The 15914-nt window shown below is 45.5% G+C and carries 18 protein-coding genes (1 of these 18 only partly in view); 9 read left to right on the plus strand and 9 right to left on the minus strand.

Going from position 1 to position 15914, the window contains the following annotated elements:
* Window positions 1-2: 2 nt before the first annotated feature.
* Window positions 3-962, plus strand: a complete 960-nt coding sequence (gene accA / locus HYN51_RS03365; protein ID WP_108901549.1) for an acetyl-CoA carboxylase carboxyl transferase subunit alpha — start codon at window positions 3-5, stop codon at window positions 960-962.
* Window positions 963-1095: 133 nt separating this feature from the next.
* Here the strand turns inward: accA and HYN51_RS03370 are convergent, their stop codons facing one another.
* The gene (locus HYN51_RS03370) at window positions 1096-2640 is read right to left on the minus strand and encodes an L-lactate permease (RefSeq protein ID WP_108901550.1); all 1545 of its coding nucleotides are present in this window, start codon (window positions 2638-2640) and stop codon (window positions 1096-1098) included.
* Between the two features lie 178 nt (window positions 2641-2818).
* On the opposite strand from HYN51_RS03370, the gene HYN51_RS03375 reads away from it, so the two are divergent.
* The 3 genes from HYN51_RS03375 to HYN51_RS03385 all read left to right on the plus strand — a co-directional run bounded on the left by HYN51_RS03375 (window position 2819) and on the right by HYN51_RS03385 (window position 5000).
* Entirely contained in the window at window positions 2819-3214 is a 396-nt protein-coding gene (locus tag HYN51_RS03375) for a VOC family protein (RefSeq protein WP_108901551.1), read from the plus strand.
* A gap of 63 nt (window positions 3215-3277) precedes the next feature.
* On the plus strand, window positions 3278-4615 hold the full coding sequence (gene tilS, locus HYN51_RS03380; RefSeq protein WP_108901552.1) for a tRNA lysidine(34) synthetase TilS: 1338 nt from the start codon (window positions 3278-3280) through the stop codon (window positions 4613-4615).
* Between the two features lie 67 nt (window positions 4616-4682).
* Window positions 4683-5000 carry a c-type cytochrome gene (locus HYN51_RS03385; RefSeq protein ID WP_108901553.1) on the plus strand — a complete coding sequence of 106 codons (318 nt, stop codon included), beginning with the start codon at window positions 4683-4685 and terminating at the stop codon, window positions 4998-5000.
* A 56-nt stretch (window positions 5001-5056) separates the two neighbouring features.
* On the opposite strand, the gene rof is transcribed toward HYN51_RS03385, so the two are convergent.
* Both rof and HYN51_RS03395 read right to left on the minus strand, forming a co-directional pair.
* Window positions 5057-5323, minus strand: coding sequence for a Rho-binding antiterminator (gene rof / locus HYN51_RS03390; RefSeq protein ID WP_230514010.1), 267 nt, complete (start codon window positions 5321-5323; stop codon window positions 5057-5059).
* Window positions 5310-5510: a YaeP family protein gene (locus tag HYN51_RS03395; protein WP_108901554.1), complete on the minus strand. Its 201-nt coding sequence runs from the start codon at window positions 5508-5510 to the stop codon at window positions 5310-5312. Before HYN51_RS03395 ends, rof begins: the two co-directional genes overlap by 14 nt.
* A 344-nt stretch (window positions 5511-5854) precedes the next feature.
* Between HYN51_RS03395 and HYN51_RS03400 the strand changes: the two genes are divergently transcribed.
* Both HYN51_RS03400 and arfB read left to right on the plus strand, forming a co-directional pair.
* Window positions 5855-6403: a YaeQ family protein gene (locus tag HYN51_RS03400; protein ID WP_108901555.1), complete on the plus strand. Its 549-nt coding sequence runs from the start codon at window positions 5855-5857 to the stop codon at window positions 6401-6403.
* 3 nt (window positions 6404-6406) lie between these two features.
* Entirely contained in the window at window positions 6407-6823 is a 417-nt protein-coding gene (gene arfB, locus HYN51_RS03405; protein ID WP_108901556.1) for an alternative ribosome rescue aminoacyl-tRNA hydrolase ArfB, read from the plus strand.
* Window positions 6824-6871: 48 nt separating this feature from the next.
* On the opposite strand, the gene proS is transcribed toward arfB, so the two are convergent.
* The 3 genes from proS to rcsF all read right to left on the minus strand — a co-directional run bounded on the left by proS (window position 6872) and on the right by rcsF (window position 9808).
* Entirely contained in the window at window positions 6872-8596 is a 1725-nt protein-coding gene (gene proS, locus HYN51_RS03410) for a proline--tRNA ligase (RefSeq protein WP_108901557.1), read from the minus strand.
* 162 nt (window positions 8597-8758) lie between these two features.
* Window positions 8759-9466, minus strand: coding sequence for a tRNA (N6-threonylcarbamoyladenosine(37)-N6)-methyltransferase TrmO (gene tsaA, locus HYN51_RS03415; protein ID WP_108901558.1), 708 nt, complete (start codon window positions 9464-9466; stop codon window positions 8759-8761).
* Window positions 9467-9808 carry an Rcs stress response system protein RcsF gene (rcsF, locus tag HYN51_RS03420; protein ID WP_108901559.1) on the minus strand — a complete coding sequence of 114 codons (342 nt, stop codon included), beginning with the start codon at window positions 9806-9808 and terminating at the stop codon, window positions 9467-9469.
* A 151-nt stretch (window positions 9809-9959) separates the two neighbouring features.
* Between rcsF and HYN51_RS03425 the strand changes: the two genes are divergently transcribed.
* From HYN51_RS03425 to HYN51_RS03435, 3 genes are all read left to right on the plus strand, one after another.
* Window positions 9960-10988: a LacI family DNA-binding transcriptional regulator gene (locus HYN51_RS03425; protein ID WP_108901560.1), complete on the plus strand. Its 1029-nt coding sequence runs from the start codon at window positions 9960-9962 to the stop codon at window positions 10986-10988.
* Window positions 10989-11102: 114 nt separating this feature from the next.
* Window positions 11103-12566, plus strand: coding sequence for a Na+/H+ antiporter NhaC (gene nhaC, locus HYN51_RS03430; RefSeq protein ID WP_108901561.1), 1464 nt, complete (start codon window positions 11103-11105; stop codon window positions 12564-12566).
* A complete protein-coding gene (locus HYN51_RS03435; protein WP_108901562.1) occupies window positions 12563-13777 on the plus strand; it encodes a MalY/PatB family protein in 1215 nt (404 codons plus the stop codon). Before nhaC ends, HYN51_RS03435 begins: the two co-directional genes overlap by 4 nt.
* A 72-nt stretch (window positions 13778-13849) precedes the next feature.
* Here HYN51_RS03435 and HYN51_RS03440 read toward each other — a convergent pair whose 3' ends face one another.
* The 3 genes in view from HYN51_RS03440 to metN are tightly spaced (at most 60 nt apart) and all read right to left on the minus strand, a layout consistent with a single transcriptional unit that may run on beyond the window.
* Window positions 13850-14665: a MetQ/NlpA family lipoprotein gene (locus tag HYN51_RS03440; RefSeq protein WP_108901563.1), complete on the minus strand. Its 816-nt coding sequence runs from the start codon at window positions 14663-14665 to the stop codon at window positions 13850-13852.
* A 60-nt stretch (window positions 14666-14725) separates the two neighbouring features.
* Window positions 14726-15379, minus strand: a complete 654-nt coding sequence (locus tag HYN51_RS03445) for a methionine ABC transporter permease MetI (RefSeq protein ID WP_108901564.1) — start codon at window positions 15377-15379, stop codon at window positions 14726-14728.
* On the minus strand, window positions 15372-15914 hold the 3' portion of the coding sequence (metN, locus tag HYN51_RS03450; RefSeq protein WP_108901565.1) for a methionine ABC transporter ATP-binding protein MetN. Its footprint extends 489 nt past the window's final position; the window shows 543 of its 1032 coding nt (coding positions 490-1032); its start codon lies beyond the right edge, outside the window — the gene reads right to left on this strand; the stop codon is at window positions 15372-15374. Before metN ends, HYN51_RS03445 begins: the two co-directional genes overlap by 8 nt.

Below are 15914 nucleotides of genomic sequence, written 5' to 3' on the forward strand. Positions count from 1 at the left end.
CTATGAGTCTGAATTTTCTGGATTTTGAACAGCCGATTGCTGAGTTAGAAGCGAAAATTGATTCGCTGAAGGCAATCAGTCTTCAAGACGAAAAATTGGATATTAACCTTGATGAAGAGGTTAAGCGTCTGCATGAGAAAAGCCTTGAACTGACTAATAAAATTTTCTCTGAGCTTGGGGCGTGGCAGATTGCACAGCTTGCCCGCCATCCACGTAGACCTTATACCCTGGATTATATTCAGCATATTTTCACTGACTTTGATGAGTTGGCAGGCGATCGAGCTTACGCTGACGACAAAGCTATCGTTGGTGGCATGGCTCGTCTGGAAGGTCGTCCGGTGATGATCATTGGTCATCAAAAAGGCCGAGAAACCAAAGAAAAAATTCGCCGTAACTTTGGTATGCCAGCACCGGAAGGGTATCGCAAAGCGCTGCGCCTGATGGAAATAGCTGAACGTTTCAAGCTGCCAATCATCACCTTTATTGATACACCGGGAGCTTATCCGGGTGTGGGTGCAGAAGAGCGTGGCCAGTCAGAAGCGATTGCTCGTAACCTGCGTGAAATGTCTCGCTTGAAAGTGCCGGTCATTTGTACCGTTATCGGTGAAGGTGGTTCCGGTGGTGCACTGGCTATTGGGGTTGGTGATAAAGTGAATATGCTGCAATACAGCACCTATTCTGTTATTTCACCGGAAGGTTGTGCCTCTATTCTGTGGAAGAGCGCAGATAAAGCACCTCTGGCGGCAGAAGCGATGGGTATCATCGCACCTCGTCTGAAAGAGTTGGGTTTGATTGATGCCGTGGTACCTGAGCCTCTGGGTGGCGCGCATCGTAATCCGGAAGCGATGGCAGCATCACTGAAGGCTAAACTGCTGTCCGATTTGTCTGAACTAGATGAGTTGGATACGGAATCTTTGCAGGATCGCCGTTATCAACGCCTGATGGGTTATGGCTATTGCTGATACCTGATTATTGAATAAAAATAAGAAACCCGCAGATTTCATCATCTGCGGGTTTTTTGTTGTCCTAATATTGCCGCTATACACTGGGATTGGTAGCACCTCGAACGGCTAAATGTGTTTTATGTGATTTGTGTTATGAATAAAACAAATAATACATGGCACTAATCTTCAGGCCGAGAATAATAATATACATCGCACAATACTTAAGGGTCCCTGACATGATGGCACCGCTTTGACCATCCATTCGGGTTGCCGAAACGGCAATGGCAATACTCTGAGGAGAGATCATTTTGCCACCGGTTGCCCCGGAGGTGTTCGCGGCCGCCAGCAGGATTGGATCAATGCCTAATTGAGCAGCTGCGCTGGTCTGTAGCTTGCCGAACAGTATGTTGGAGTTGGTATCACTGCCGGTAACGAAGGTACCTAGTGCGCCAATCATCGGTGCGATAAAGATATAGCCGATGCCGGTAACGTTGACCAACGTATTGGCGATATCGTTGATCATGCCGCTGATATCCATCACTGTTGCCATGGCGACGATGGCAGTAATAGCAATGATGGAGTTTTTCAGTTGAACTACTGTGCCCCAGAGCACGGAAAACATTGTTGATATTCTTGCGCCCTGAATCATTCCGCCAATAAAAGTAGCAATAATAATCAGTACACCGGGGGTGCTTAACCATTCAACTTTCAGCTTCAGAACCTGATTATCACTGAGGGTATAAGGAATAATACTGGAGAGTTGGCCTACACTGCTTTTAATGGATGGGAATAGCGGCGAACACAGCAGAATAAATAGGAAAGTCAGCAGATAGATAGCGCTGGCTTGTATCAGGGCCGGGTGAGAATAGTGTTGCTTTTCATTTTCTGGCTGTTCGGCTTGCTCTTTCTGTGAGGCCTTGTGACGTTTTGCTAGGAAAATGGTCACTAGCATGCTTACCAAGCTGCCAGCAAAAGCGGGTAGTTCAGCCCCAAGGTAGGTGGCGACTAAGTATTGAGGAATTAAGGTGCTTACACCACACATCAAGGTAATAAAGAACACGCCTTTAATGGTTTTGATACTATTACCAGTAATAGCGACAATCACGAAAGGAAGTAAGATATTGAACAACGATAATTGTACAATAATCATGCTGCCAAGTTCTTGCACCGGTAGTCCAGTTTGTTCTGCCAGAATAGAAACGGGAATACCAACCGCACCAAAGGCGGTTGGTACCGTATTGACTATCAGAGAAGCGATCGCTGCTTTTAACGGATTAAAGCCTAAGGCAATCAGGATACCAATGGGAATAGCTACTGCCGTTCCATAACCTGCAGCGGCTTCCAAAAAGCCACCGAAACACCAAGAAATCAGCAGTATCTGGATGCGTTTATCATCACTTATATTGGCCAGAACATTTTTTATTACATCCATGCTGCCGGTTTTTAGCATGAGGTTATAGCTATAAATAGCGCCAAGAATAACAATGATAATTGGCCACAGACCTTTGGATGCACCATAAAGTGTCAACATGGAGAGGCTCTGTACTGGCATTTTCCAGAAGAAACCGGCAAGAACCAAAGTAACCATTAGCGAAATGATAACTGCATAATGTATAGGGGTTTTTATCTTCAAAATCATTACAATTAACGCGACTAAAGGAATAACACCTAATATGAAGGAGAGATATTCAGACATGGTTATACCTTATGTTGTGTCTATCGTTTTGATTTAGCCGCGAATTCTAGTAGTTATGGTTTTAGTATTCAGTGAGCTGAATCTCGTTAATAGGAAAAACAATACAGGTTGATTTTTGCATGATGATATTTAATGTGTTGATTTAATTGGTTATAATTTTAATTCTTGGAGTGATTTAATGCTTGAAATTGAAAAAATACACCATGTAGCGGTCATTTGCGCGGATTATGAGCGTAGTAAGCAGTTTTATTGTCATACATTAGGTTTTAAACTGGTAGCTGAATACTATCGTGCAGATCGCCAATCGTGGAAAGCCGACCTAGCAATTAATGGTGACTATCAGATAGAGCTTTTTTCTTTCCCACAACCACCTGCCAGACCAACTCAGCCGGAAGCCTGTGGTTTAAGGCATTTGGCTTTTCGCGTACAGGATCTGGATTTCTCTGTGACCCAATTGACCGCGGCAGGGGTGAAGTACGAGGCAGTCCGTGTCGATCCCTATACTGGAAAACGTTTTACTTTCTTTAACGATCCTGATGGATTGCCGTTGGAACTTTATGAAGAGCGTGCGTAAGTTGCTCGTTATACTATGGTATTTTGATTAACATACGGCATCTCTTTTTATAGGTACCCCTACATGTCTGATGAAGCACTGTGCGATGAAGTTATACAACAGATTGATGCCACTCTGGAAAATGATAGCCGTATTTTAGTGGCATTCAGCGGTGGTATTGACTCGACAGTATTACTGCATGCGTTGATGACAATAAAAGGGGATCTGAGGCCAGCGCTAATGTTACGGGCAGTATATGTGCATCACGGTCTTAGCCAGCACGCGGAGGAATGGGCTGAGCATTGCCGACGGCAGTGTGAGCAGTGGAACATCCCATTACATGTTGCTTATGTTAGCGTAGATCCTTCCCAAGTAGGTATTGAAGCGGCAGCCAGAGCAGTTCGGTATCAAGCACTTAATGATTTATTATCCGATAATGAAGTTCTGGTGACGGCGCAGCATAGAGACGATCAGTGTGAAACATTTTTACTGGCGCTAAAACGGGGGAGCGGGCCGGCGGGGTTATCGGCCATGCCGGAAAGAATAGCATTTGGTGATTATCAGCAGGTGAGGCCACTACTTGATGTTTCCCGTCGACAAATTGAAGATTATGCCAGAATTCAAAAGCTCCATTGGGTTGATGACGACAGCAATCAGGACGCTCGCTTCGATCGTAACTTTTTGCGTTTGGACGTGCTGCCAGTCTTAGAGCAACGTTGGCCTCAGTTCTCCCGCATGGTGTCTCGCAGTGCCAGTTTATGTGCAGAACAAGAGCAATTACTGGACGAGCTCCTTGCACCGATCTTGACCCAACAGGTTGATTCTGATGGTGCAATTGCTATTGATGGGTTGCTGTCCGTATCTGATAGCCAGCGTCGGGCACTGTTACGCCGTTGGTTAAGTCAGCGTGGTGTTATGATGCCGTCACTGGAGCAGTTAGAAAAGCTGTGGTGGGAAGTGGCGCTTAGCCAACAGGATGCGGAACCGATACTGAAATTGGGTGAACATCATGTTCGTCGCTACCGGCAGCGGCTATATCTGCTACCTGTGATGCAGCCTGTTGATGAAATTCAGTTAGTGTGGGATGGGCAATCAAAACTGTTACTCCCTGATTCATTAGGCGCACTAGTCATTGATGAGTCGGGTGAGGTGGTTCGTAGCCCACAAGACGATGAATTGGTTACCGTGCGTTTTTCAGCACCAGGAAATTTGAACATTCATATGGTGGGCCGAACTCATTCCCGCAGTCTGAAAAAGCTTTGGCAGGAGCTGGGTGTGCCCGTTTGGCGGCGTCAAAGAACACCACTGTTGTTTTACGGCGATACTCTGATTGCCGCATTAGGCGTTTTTGTTACGGTTGAAGGTCAGCGGCAGGGAGAAGATGCGGGCTGGAATATCGTGTATCGGAAAAAATTATATTAACGGCCCGGTACTCAATTCATCTACACTATTTTATTGATAATCAATGTAGTTTACAGAGGCGAATATAATGAAAAAGACGTTATTGTTACTATCTAGTGCATTACTGCTGAGTTTCTCTGTACAGGCTGGCGGTGATGTTGCGGCAGGTAAAACTAAATCGACAAGATGTGCCAGTTGTCATGGTGCTGATGGCAAAATTTCAATCCCAACCTATCCGAACCTCGCCGGGCAAAATGAAGTTTATCTGAGCAATGCATTGAATGCTTATAAGAACGGGGAGAGAACCGGAGGTATGGCGGTGGTCATGGTTGGATATGTACGCAGTCTTTCCGATCAGGATATTGCCGACTTGGCAGCTTATTACGCCAGTTTAGGCGAGAAGTAGTTGATATTCAGGTGAGAATTAAACGGGCAGTGATAACACCGCCCGTTTTTAATGAATCAGTCTGCTAGACTGATCTCTATTTTACCAATTGTAGGATGGCTAAAATAAACAATGTAATCGAGTCTCAGCTCTCTTTGCTGACCATCGACTTCAACAATCAGATACTCAACCTTTTTGCGCAATAATAAATCGCAGGCTTTCGCCTCCAATTTCTCACCATCTTCTAACTTAATCTCGAGGACTAAATGGTGCTGACAGGCGAGCTCTAAATTATCATAGTCATCACAGTTTATGGGTTGGTATTCTTTTTTAGTCATCACCATAATCACTCACCAGTAAATTAGCGGCAGCATAAGCCGCTTGTTCCCTAACGGCAGACGATAGCGTTTCATCAGCTGCTATATCGTCTAATGTTTTTAATACACATCCTAACGCATCAGATACGTATCCAAGATCGCCGCTGGCTATTTGCGCATATTTACGACGAACGGGTTCGCTGTATTTCTGCATAATCCTTCCTCCTTTGCAGCTAATCTTTGTGTTACAGGCGCTATTATATAACGCTAAATCAATATCAGAGCTTGCTGATCATTAATTATGATGCTGACTATAGCATAGTTGTGATTCTTTATATCAGCTACTTGCTGGTGGTTTAGTGAATAAATTTGTCAAGACTCGCTGACAAAAGAGATGATGTCGTTATTTGGCTAACATGGTGATGTTTTAAGAAAAACAGAAAGGTTAACGGCTATTTGGACTTGTGGATACTCTCTATCGATTGGATTAACGATGTGTTCCCTTAGCGAATTGGTTACACTAGCGGCCATTCAATTTATTTACACTGGCATTTCTTCATGGCATTAAAAGCAACTATCTACAAAGCGACCGTTAATATTGCGGACATGGATCGTCAGGTTTATTCCGACACAGTGTTAACACTGGCACAGCATCCGTCGGAAACTGAGCAAAGAATGATGTTACGGCTGCTGGCCTGGATATGTCATGCGAACGAGCGTTTATCCTTTACTAAAGGATTATGCGCAGATGATGAGCCAGAAATCTGGTTGCATAACGATCATAACGGTATTGTTCTATGGATTGAGTTGGGGCTACCGGAAGAAAAAAGATTAAGAAAAGCCTGCCATCAGTCAGAGCAGGTTGTGCTGTATGCATACAGTGAACGAGCGGCAAAAGTATGGTGGCAGCAGAATCAAAGTAAGCTGGCTTCCCACAGTAATTTATTGGTGCGTTTTCTGGATGATGGTCAACTAAAACAGCTGACTTCAATGTGTGCTCGTAATATGCAATTACAGGCGACCATTCAGGATGGAGCTATCTGGCTGTCAGACAATCAGAATAATGTTGAGCTAACGTTTGATACATGGAAAACACTGGGTGAATAACTAATGGGTTTGGTTATTTCGGCTGGCGTAACGATCCCTGATGATGAGATGGTCTTGACGGCAATCCGAGCGCAGGGTGCGGGTGGGCAGCATGTAAATAAAACTTCAACCGCGATTCATCTGAAATTTGATATTCATGCTTCCAGTTTGCCGGAGTTTTATAAACAGCGTTTGCTGGCCTTGCATAGTCACCTAGTAACCAGTGAAGGTGTGGTGATTATTAAGGCGCAAGAGTACCGCAGTCAGGAACAAAATCGTGAAGCTGCATTAGCCCGGTTAACCGCATTGATTCAGGAAGCCACGCGATTCCAAAAAGCGCGCAGAGCAACCACGCCGAGCAAAAATGCTAAACGTAAACGGCTGGAGAGTAAAGTTCGTCGGGGTGAAACAAAAAACCTGCGTGGAAAAGTGGATTACTGATAATCAAACATCCCGCCGTAGCGGGATGTTTTGAATAACCGATGTTGATTAAGCCGGTTGTATCTGTGACAGCAGGAATGACACAATTTCATCACTGTTAATCATTTGCTTATCAGCAGCACGACGATGTTTATATTCAACTTCGTTATTGTCCAGATTACGATCGCCGATAACCACGGTGTGCGGCACACCAATCAGTTCCATATCGGCAAACATCACGCCTGGACGCTCTTTACGATCATCCAGCAGTACATCAACACCTTTGGCTCGCAGCGTTGCATACAGTTGTTCTGCCACTTCTTGAACGCGGAAAGATTTATGCATGTTCATTGGCACAATAACTACAGAGAACGGTGCAATAGCATCAGGCCAGATAATACCGCGTTCGTCATGATTCTGCTCTATAGAGGCAGACACGACACGAGTTACTCCGATACCATAACAGCCCATAGTCATGGTCAGATTACGCCCATCTTCACCCTGAACTGTCGCTTTCATGGCTTCAGAATATTTAGTGCCAAGCTGGAAGATATGGCCCACTTCGATACCGCGTTTGATCAGTAAAGTCCCTTTGCCGTCTGGGCTCGGGTCACCAATCACTACGTTACGGATATCGGCTACCGTAGCAGGCAGAGGCAGATCCCGCTCCCAGTTAATACCAAAGTAGTGTTTATGGTCGATATTGGCACCTGCGCCAAAATCGCTCATGACTGCGACAGAACGATCAACGATCATCGGTACTGGCATTTTGATCGGGCCTAAAGAACCAGGACCAGCGCTAATAGCCGCGCGAATCTCTTCTTCTGAAGCAAATGTCAGCGGACTGGCAACCAGCGGCTGGTTTTGTGCTTTCACTTCGTTCAGTTCATGATCGCCACGAACTAACAGCGCGATTAGTTTATGACCACTCTCTTCTGCAGCATGAACCAGCAGAGTTTTGACCGTTTTCTCGATCGGTAAATTAAACTGTTCGACCAACTCATTAATGGTTTTAGCATTAGGTGTCTCTACCAGACGCAGCTCTTCTGCCGGTGCTGCGCGTCCTGCTGATGGCGCGAGGGCTTCCGCCAGTTCCATATTGGCGGCGTAGTCTGAATCAGTGGAGAAAACGACATCATCTTCGCCGCTACCCGCCAGTACCTGAAACTCATGAGAAGAACTACCGCCAATAGAGCCGGTATCAGCCAGCACGGGACGGAAATCCAGCCCCATACGGCTAAAGCTCTTACTGTAGGCTTCGTACATCTTGTCATACGTCAATTGCAAAGATTCTTGAGTGGTATGGAATGAATACGCGTCTTTCATAATAAATTCCCGGGAACGCATCACACCAAAGCGTGGACGAACTTCATCACGGAATTTAGTTTGAATCTGGAAAAAATTCAGCGGTAATTGCTTATAGGAACTGATTTCATTACGCACCAAGTCGGTGATGACTTCTTCGTGGGTTGGTCCTAACACAAATGGACGATCGCCCCTGTCGACAAGACGTAACAGTTCCGGACCATATTGCTCCCAGCGACCACTCTCTTGCCATAAGTCGGCGGGTTGAACAACCGGCATAGAGATCTCAATGGCACCGGCGTTGTTCATCTCTTCACGAATGATGGTTTCAACTTTTCTCAGAACGCGCAGACCGGTAGGCAACCAGATATAAAGACCAGAAGCCAGTTTACGGATCATCCCGGCGCGGAGCATTAGCTGATGGCTAATGACTTCCGCGTCAGCAGGTGTCTCTTTTAGAGTAGAGAGCAAATATTGACTAGTACGCATGTTGTAGTGCTTCCATTTAATCTTCAGATAATGGCAATTTCTCAGCGTTGCTTATCAGTGAAGCAGAGTCTGACAAAGCAAACGCAGAATAAGCCTGATAAATAAAAAAGTGACTTAGTGTATCAGTGACTATCATCTCTCAAAAGAGAGGAACAGGAATTTCTAGCGTTTATCGATGGCAATAACGGTCGCTTGCCCATTTTCCACTCGCCAGCGAACGTTAAACACCATTAAGTGTACGGCAAATTCTCTGGCTTGCTGTTCGTTTTTTCGATAGGCAGGGCGAGGATCCTGAGCTAACACTTGAGTTATAAAGCGGCGCAGATAGGGCAGATCTCGGCTCTCTTTTTGCAGAACATGTTCTGCCTCAGCAGAAAAACTGACGGGCATGTTGGCATCAGGTGCTAACTGGGCAAACCCAGCCTGAGCATCGGGAACACTCTCAGCAAAAGGCAAATAGGGTTTGATATCGACAATGGGGGTTCCGTCAACCAAATCCAAGCTGCCAAGTTGCAGAATAATATCTGCACCTTCCTGACGTATGCCTTTTAGTTCAATCAGTGACATCCCGATAGGATTGGGGCGAAACGTAGAACGAGTAGCAAAAACCCCCATCCGGGTATTTCCGCCTAAACGAGGAGGACGCACCGTTGGTCGCCAGCCGCCATCCTGAGTTTGATGAAAGATGAACAATAGCCAAATATGACTGAATTGCTCTAATCCACGTACTGCTTCTGCCTGATTGTAGGGCGGCAGCAATAATAATTCGCCCCCCCCATCCTGCACTAACCCTGGCTGACGGGGAACGGCAAATTTTTCTTTGTAAGGCGAACGAATAACGCCTATAGGCTCGATATGCAGTGCGGTCATTTAAAAATTGATATGCAGTGCAGTGCCTTCACAAACCGCAACCTGATAGCAACCCGGGGCTGAAGACATCATCTCACAGTGATGTAATAACACCGCATTGGCTTCTTTGTAAGCCGCTCTTTTCTGCATGCTCAGCATCGCAGAAGTAATACTTGGCGGGCTGTCCTGAGCAGTAAACTGACATGAATCTCCCGAAACTAATCCCATCTCTTTAAATGAGGCTCCAGAAAGTTCAGCTTCAGTTTTATAAAGTTTTACTGGTTCTAATTCTGGCGCTGAAGGTCCAGATTGGGCACAGCCGCCCAGAAAAAGCGCAAACAGGCAAAGCGTGAGGATTCGCATTCTGTATCCTTGATAAAGTGTGTTGATTCGGAGAGTACCCGATTTCATGGAGAATAATAATGGTAAATCAGTAAAAAACAATGCGGCAGATTAACCTTGAGCCAGTAATAATAGCACGTATGTCAATGTGTCCGTTGAAGGTGCTGGCTTCATGGCAACAATTAAAGATGTAGCAAAACTTGCGGGGGTCTCGACGGCCACCGTCTCCAGAGTGATAAATCAAACCACTTACGTAGAACCAGTTACCCGGGAACGGGTTGAGAAGGCGATGCGTGAGTTAAATTATCACCGCAATGCAGCGGCTTTAGCTTTGGCTAAACGAAGCGGTAATATGCTGGGGTTAATCACAGGTAATCTTGCGGACCCCTTTTTCGCCCGTTTGGCGCGAGGCGTTGAAGAGATTGCTCGTCAAAACGAATTTCGCCTGATGGTATGCAGCGGTGGCCATCAGGCTGAGTTAGAAAAATCTGGGCTCGATTTCCTTATTAACCAAGGATGCGAAGCTATAGTGGTACATAGTACGCGTTTGTCAGATCAAGAATTGATTCGTTATGCGGCCCACTCTCCCTCAATGGTGATCATCAATCGCCATATTCCGTCATTAGCCCATCGCTGCGTCTGGCTGGATAACGAAAAAGGTGCAACTCAGGCGGTGCGTTACTTATTAGAACAAGGGCACCGGTATATTGCCTGTGTCACATCTGATCTGCCAATCGCCGATCGTCAACAGCGATTGACCGGGTACCAAGCAGCACTGGCTGAATATGGCATTCAATATGCTAAAGAGTGGGTCATCAGCGTTCCTTTCAATGAGGAAGGCGGAGAAAGAGCGGCACAGCGATTGCTGGAGAGTGGTATTCCGTTTACAGCAGCATTTACCTTTAACGACGTGATGGCGGCAGGCATGATGCGTGCGCTGCATCAACGACAGATCAAGTTACCACAAAATCTCTCTTTAATCGGGTTTGATGATGTTGTCTTGGCTCGCTATCTATACCCGGCACTAACTACCATGCATTACCCAATAGAGCGAATGGCGTGGCGAGCCGCAGGTCTGGCTATTCAGCTTTTTAACCAACAAACGCCTCTGCCCAGAGCGAATCGTTTTGAAGCAGAACTCATTATTCGAGATTCTGTGTGGCGAAAAGATCCATCGTCAAGGGCTCCATCTGTGAAGTAAATCTCATTTTATTATCTCATGTAACCGATTACATGGGAGGCTATGACGGTTCACGTTTAGGAGGATGGCTAACGATTATACTGTGTCAACTCTTCCTATTTTTGGAGCTTTACCATGCATGATAAAAGAATGCTCTCCTTTGGGAGCTCGCTCCTGCCGATCATCGCCATGTTGACTTTATTAATAGTTGGCTATGGTGTTATGGGATTACGCATAGAGCCTCTGCTGTTATGTTCCGCCGCAGTGACTGCAGTATTAGCCTATTGGCAAGGTTATAACTGGGATGAAATGATCCACGCTATTGTCAATAAACTGGCGAAAGCTATGCCGGTTATGATGATTCTGATTTGCGTGGGAGGCCTTATTGGTACCTGGATGTTTAGCGGTACTATCCCTTATATGGTTTATTGGGGATTAAAACTCATCAATCCTCAATATATTCTGATCGCCGCTTTTCTGATAACCAGCCTTATTTCTGTTTGTACGGGAACATCCTGGGGCTCTGCGGGTACGGTGGGTGTAGCTTTGATGGGGGTTGCCAGCGGTCTTGATGTGCCTATCGCTGCAGCCGCAGGGGCTGTTGTATCGGGTGCTTATTTTGGCGATAAGATTTCACCGTTATCAGACTCTACCAATTTTGCAGCTATCGTTTCTGATACAACCCTTTATGTTCACATCAGACATTTAATGTACACCACTATTCCCAGCTTTTTGCTGGCCGGTGTAGTTTATCTGATTGCAGGCCACAGTGGTTTGATGGGTGAGGTTGCGACTCCGGCCCGAGTCATTGAAATTATAACGGCTCTTGAATCTTTATATCACTTCAATGTGGTATTGCTTTTGCCTCCAGCGCTTGTCCTGTGGGGAGCGATTGCCAAGAAACCGGTGATACCACTAATGTTGTCCGCCTGTCTATTAGCGATTGTACTTGGGGTTGCTTTGCAAGGACTGAATATTAGGCAGGGTTTAGATGCATTTATGGATGGTTTTCATCTCTCAATGTTTAATGCTCAGGGGGTAACAACCGATGGAATCATGGCTGATGTTCCCCGCTTACTCAATCGTGGTGGTCTTTTCTCGATGATGAGCACCATCCTGCTGGTGTTTTGTGCTTTCTCTTTTGCCGGTATTTTGTCTTTAACGGGAGCGCTTGAAGTCATTATCAATCGCCTGCTCACCATTGTTCACTCTACCGGACAGTTAATCGCTGCCACTATTGGTACTACGATTTTGGTTACCGGAGCGACCAGCGACGGGAAATTAGCGTTATTGATTCCGGCGGAATTGTTTAAAGGCGCTTATTTACGTATGGGCTTGGATACAAAAAACCTCGCCAGAACCATCGAAGATGCGGGGACCGTCATTGAACCGCTTATTCCATGGACTGCAGCCGGCGTTTATATGGCAAGTACCCTTGGTGTCAGTACGTTAGAATTATTACCTTGGGCTATTCAGTGTTATGCCGCTATCTTCTTTGCATTAATTTATGGCTTCACCGGATTTGGGATTGCTAAAGTAACACCATCGACAGAGCCTGCCGTGGAAACACTCTCTGGTAATGAGGAGTTCACGCAATGACCGTTAATTTCGACCAAATTATCGATCGTCATCAGACAGGATCGGTGAAATGGGATTTCATCGAGCGCTATCTTGATATGCCAGAAAAAAAGTTATTGCCGATGTGGGTGTCTGACTATGACTTTGCCTGTCCTCCTCCGGTGGTTTCTGCATTACAACAGCGCGTTACCCACGGTGTTTTTGGCTATAGCGAGCGAGATGAACACTATTATTCATCAGTAGTGAACTGGTTTAGTCAACGGCATCAGCTCAATTTGCAGCAGGAATGGATATGCAGTGTAGAGGGGGTTATTCCCGGTTTATCATTGTTGGTTCAAATGCTCAGTAAACCCGGGGATGGGGTTGTGGTTCAGGGGCCTTATTATGGTTCTTTTGCAAAAATCATAACCCTTAATGAAAGACGTTTGCTGGAGAATCCATTAATTCATGATGAAGCATTGGGCTATTGCATGGATTATCTGCATCTTGAGCAACTTTTTAGTCAGGAAAAACCTGCGCTGTTTATTTTATGTAATCCGCATAACCCCAGCGGAAGGTGTTGGTCAAAAGAAGAGCTATCTGACTTGCTCATGCTATGCGAACGTCATAACGTGAAAGTACTTTCTGATGAAATATGGGCGGATTTACTGCTGCCGGGCGAGCGTTTTACTTCAGTATTACATTTAGATAAACACTGGCATTCACGTTTGATTGTTGCCTGCTCTGCCAGTAAAACATTTGGACTTTCTTCTTTGCGTATTTCTAACTTTATCTTACCGGATAACACGTTGCGTGAACGTTTTAATCAACGGTTAAATGCTCACGGGTTAGATGTATTTAATGCTTTGTCGCTTACTGCGGCGACGGCCGCCTATCAATATGGGGCATCATGGCTGGATCAGCTACTGGAGTATCTGGCAAAAAACAGAGCGTGGTTTGCTGAGCAAATTCAACAACAGATTCCTTGGGCACGGCTTCAACCCGCACAAGGAACCTATCTGGCCTGGCTTGATTGCCGCAGCTTGGGAGTTGATGACAGTGAGTTGAAACGCTATATGACGCAAATTGCACATATCGCGCCATCAATGGGGGAGGGGTTTGGCCCTCAAGGAAAAGGATTTGTGAGACTGAATCTGGGATGTCCAAGGCGCTATCTGGAGTTGGCTATTGAAGGGCTAAAACGGATAGGGGATCATCATCAGAGAACTAAGTGTGTTGATAGCGCAACCTAATTTTTTGAACCGTTGAAAATAAAACAGACCGCATTTGTGCGGTCTGTTTTGGCTTCTACCGTTAGGGAAGGATTACCAACCCTTAATTGCGCCGCCTTTAAACTCTTTATCTGCTGCGTTAAATACTTCGTCAGACTGGAAAGCCTTAACAAACTTCTTCACGTTTTCAGAGTCTTTATTATCTTCACGAGAAACGATGATGTTCACGTAAGGAGATTCTTTATCTTCAACGAAGATGCCGTCTTTGGTTGGTGTTAAGCCAATTTGGCTGGAGTAAGCGGTATTGATAATAGCCAGCGTTACCTGATTGTCATCCAGAGAGCGTGGTAATTGTGGTGCTTCCAGCTCAATGATTTTCAGATGTTTTGGATTATCAACCACGTCCAGTACGGTCGGCATTAGGCCAACACCCTCTTTCAGTTTAATCAGACCCTGCTTTTGCAATAGCAGCAGAGAACGACCAAGGTTGGTTGGATCATTTGGTACTGCGATTTGTGCGCCATCCTGAAGTTCATCGATAGATTTAATCTTCTTAGAGTAAGCTGCAATCGGATAAACAAACGTTGTACCGACAACTGATAATTTATAGCCACGCTCTTTCATTTGCTGATCTAAATATGGCTTATGTTGGAAAGCGTTCAGGTCAATATCACCTTTGCTTAACGCTTCGTTTGGTAGCACATAGTCATTAAATGACACCAGTTCTACTTCCAGACCATATTTGTCTTTTGCCACTTGTTTAGCGACTTCGGCAACCTTTAGTTCCGCACCAACAATAACGCCAACTTTGATGTGATTAGGGTTCTTTTCTTCTTGCCCGCATCCCGCCAGCGCGAGAGATCCAATAAGAGCACCAACAGCGGCAAAGGTTTTAAACTTAAATAGCATATTATTTCTCTCTATTATCAATACGCTGCAAGCAGCACAATTTACTTTTTGTCAGTACCATTATTTATGACTAACGGCTTTGACAAGACGGTCACCACAGAATTGGATGATATAAACCAATATAACTAACAGAATAAGAACAGTATTCATCACGGTTGCATCATATCTGACATAACCATATTGATAGCCTAGTTGACCTAAGCCTCCGGCCCCCACGGCTCCACCCATGGCTGAATATCCCAGCAGGGTAATAAGTGTAATAGTGGCACTGTTAATTAATCCGGGTAATGCTTCAGGAAGCAAAACTTTACGGATAATTTGTAGTGGGGTTGCGCCCATTGCACGTGCGGCTTCTACCAAGCCGCTAGGAATTTCCAACAGGGTATTTTCCACCATACGGGCAATAAACGGAGCGGCCCCGATACTCAGTGGAACCAGTGCGGCTTTTAAGCCGATAAAGGTTCCGACAACAAGGGTAGTAAACGGAATAATCCAGACGATCAGAATAATAAACGGAATGGAGCGAAACACGTTGATTACCGCTGATAGTCCACGATGAAGCGTTGGATTCTCAAGAATCTGCCCCGGTCTGGTGATATAGAGTAGCACACCGGCCGGAAGCCCAATGACAAAGCCAAAAAAACCAGATGTAAAAGTCATGACGATGGTTTCCCAAGTGGCTTTACCCATCATCCACATCATTGCCTCAGACATAACCTAACACCTCAACTTTTACATGGTGATCTTGAAGAAACTGGATTGCGGCTGCGGCCTCTTCCGGCGTACCGTGAATCTCAGTCAGCATGACACCAAATTTAACGCCACCGGCATAATCCATCTGGGCACTGATAATATTGTTATTGATGTTGTAGCGACGAGCGACTTCTGAGAGCAAAGGTGCATCCACCGATTGACCGGTAAACTCCAGACGTAATAATGGATGGGTATTCTCTTTTTGTTCAGGGCTCAGGCGCTCAGAGTAATCATCCGGAATGTCCAGATGCAGCGTTGACTGAATAAATTGTTGAGCCAGCGGCGTTTTAGGGTGAGAGAACATAGCACTAACGCTGTCTTGTTCAATCAATTTACCGTCGCTAATAACTGCAACCTGATCGCAAATACGCTTCACTACATCCATTTCATGGGTAATTAACAGAATCGTTAATCCCAGACGGCGGTTAATATCTTTTAACAGTTCAAGAATCGAACGCGTGGTTGCTGGATCCAACGCACTGGTCGCTTCGTCACA

The sequence above is a fragment of the Limnobaculum parvum genome (assembly GCF_003096015.2).
GTDB lineage: Bacteria > Pseudomonadota > Gammaproteobacteria > Enterobacterales > Enterobacteriaceae > Limnobaculum > Limnobaculum parvum.

Coding starts and splice junctions, on each gene's coding strand:
- HYN51_RS03440 (WP_108901563.1), bottom strand. CDS start 14,665: ATGCTATTTAAGTTTAAAACCTTTGCCGCTGTTGGTGCTCTTATTGGA.
- rcsF (WP_108901559.1), bottom strand. CDS start 9,808: ATGCGAATCCTCACGCTTTGCCTGTTTGCGCTTTTTCTGGGCGGCTGT.
- rof (WP_230514010.1), bottom strand. CDS start 5,323: ATGGTGATGACTAAAAAAGAATACCAACCCATAAACTGTGATGACTAT.
- HYN51_RS03400 (WP_108901555.1), top strand. CDS start 5,855: ATGGCATTAAAAGCAACTATCTACAAAGCGACCGTTAATATTGCGGAC.
- tsaA (WP_108901558.1), bottom strand. CDS start 9,466: ATGACCGCACTGCATATCGAGCCTATAGGCGTTATTCGTTCGCCTTAC.
- HYN51_RS03370 (WP_108901550.1), bottom strand. CDS start 2,640: ATGTCTGAATATCTCTCCTTCATATTAGGTGTTATTCCTTTAGTCGCG.
- tilS (WP_108901552.1), top strand. CDS start 3,278: ATGTCTGATGAAGCACTGTGCGATGAAGTTATACAACAGATTGATGCC.
- HYN51_RS03425 (WP_108901560.1), top strand. CDS start 9,960: ATGGCAACAATTAAAGATGTAGCAAAACTTGCGGGGGTCTCGACGGCC.
- arfB (WP_108901556.1), top strand. CDS start 6,407: ATGGGTTTGGTTATTTCGGCTGGCGTAACGATCCCTGATGATGAGATG.
- nhaC (WP_108901561.1), top strand. CDS start 11,103: ATGCATGATAAAAGAATGCTCTCCTTTGGGAGCTCGCTCCTGCCGATC.
- HYN51_RS03445 (WP_108901564.1), bottom strand. CDS start 15,379: ATGTCTGAGGCAATGATGTGGATGATGGGTAAAGCCACTTGGGAAACC.
- proS (WP_108901557.1), bottom strand. CDS start 8,596: ATGCGTACTAGTCAATATTTGCTCTCTACTCTAAAAGAGACACCTGCT.
- HYN51_RS03385 (WP_108901553.1), top strand. CDS start 4,683: ATGAAAAAGACGTTATTGTTACTATCTAGTGCATTACTGCTGAGTTTC.
- HYN51_RS03435 (WP_108901562.1), top strand. CDS start 12,563: ATGACCGTTAATTTCGACCAAATTATCGATCGTCATCAGACAGGATCG.
- HYN51_RS03375 (WP_108901551.1), top strand. CDS start 2,819: ATGCTTGAAATTGAAAAAATACACCATGTAGCGGTCATTTGCGCGGAT.
- HYN51_RS03395 (WP_108901554.1), bottom strand. CDS start 5,510: ATGCAGAAATACAGCGAACCCGTTCGTCGTAAATATGCGCAAATAGCC.
- accA (WP_108901549.1), top strand. CDS start 3: ATGAGTCTGAATTTTCTGGATTTTGAACAGCCGATTGCTGAGTTAGAA.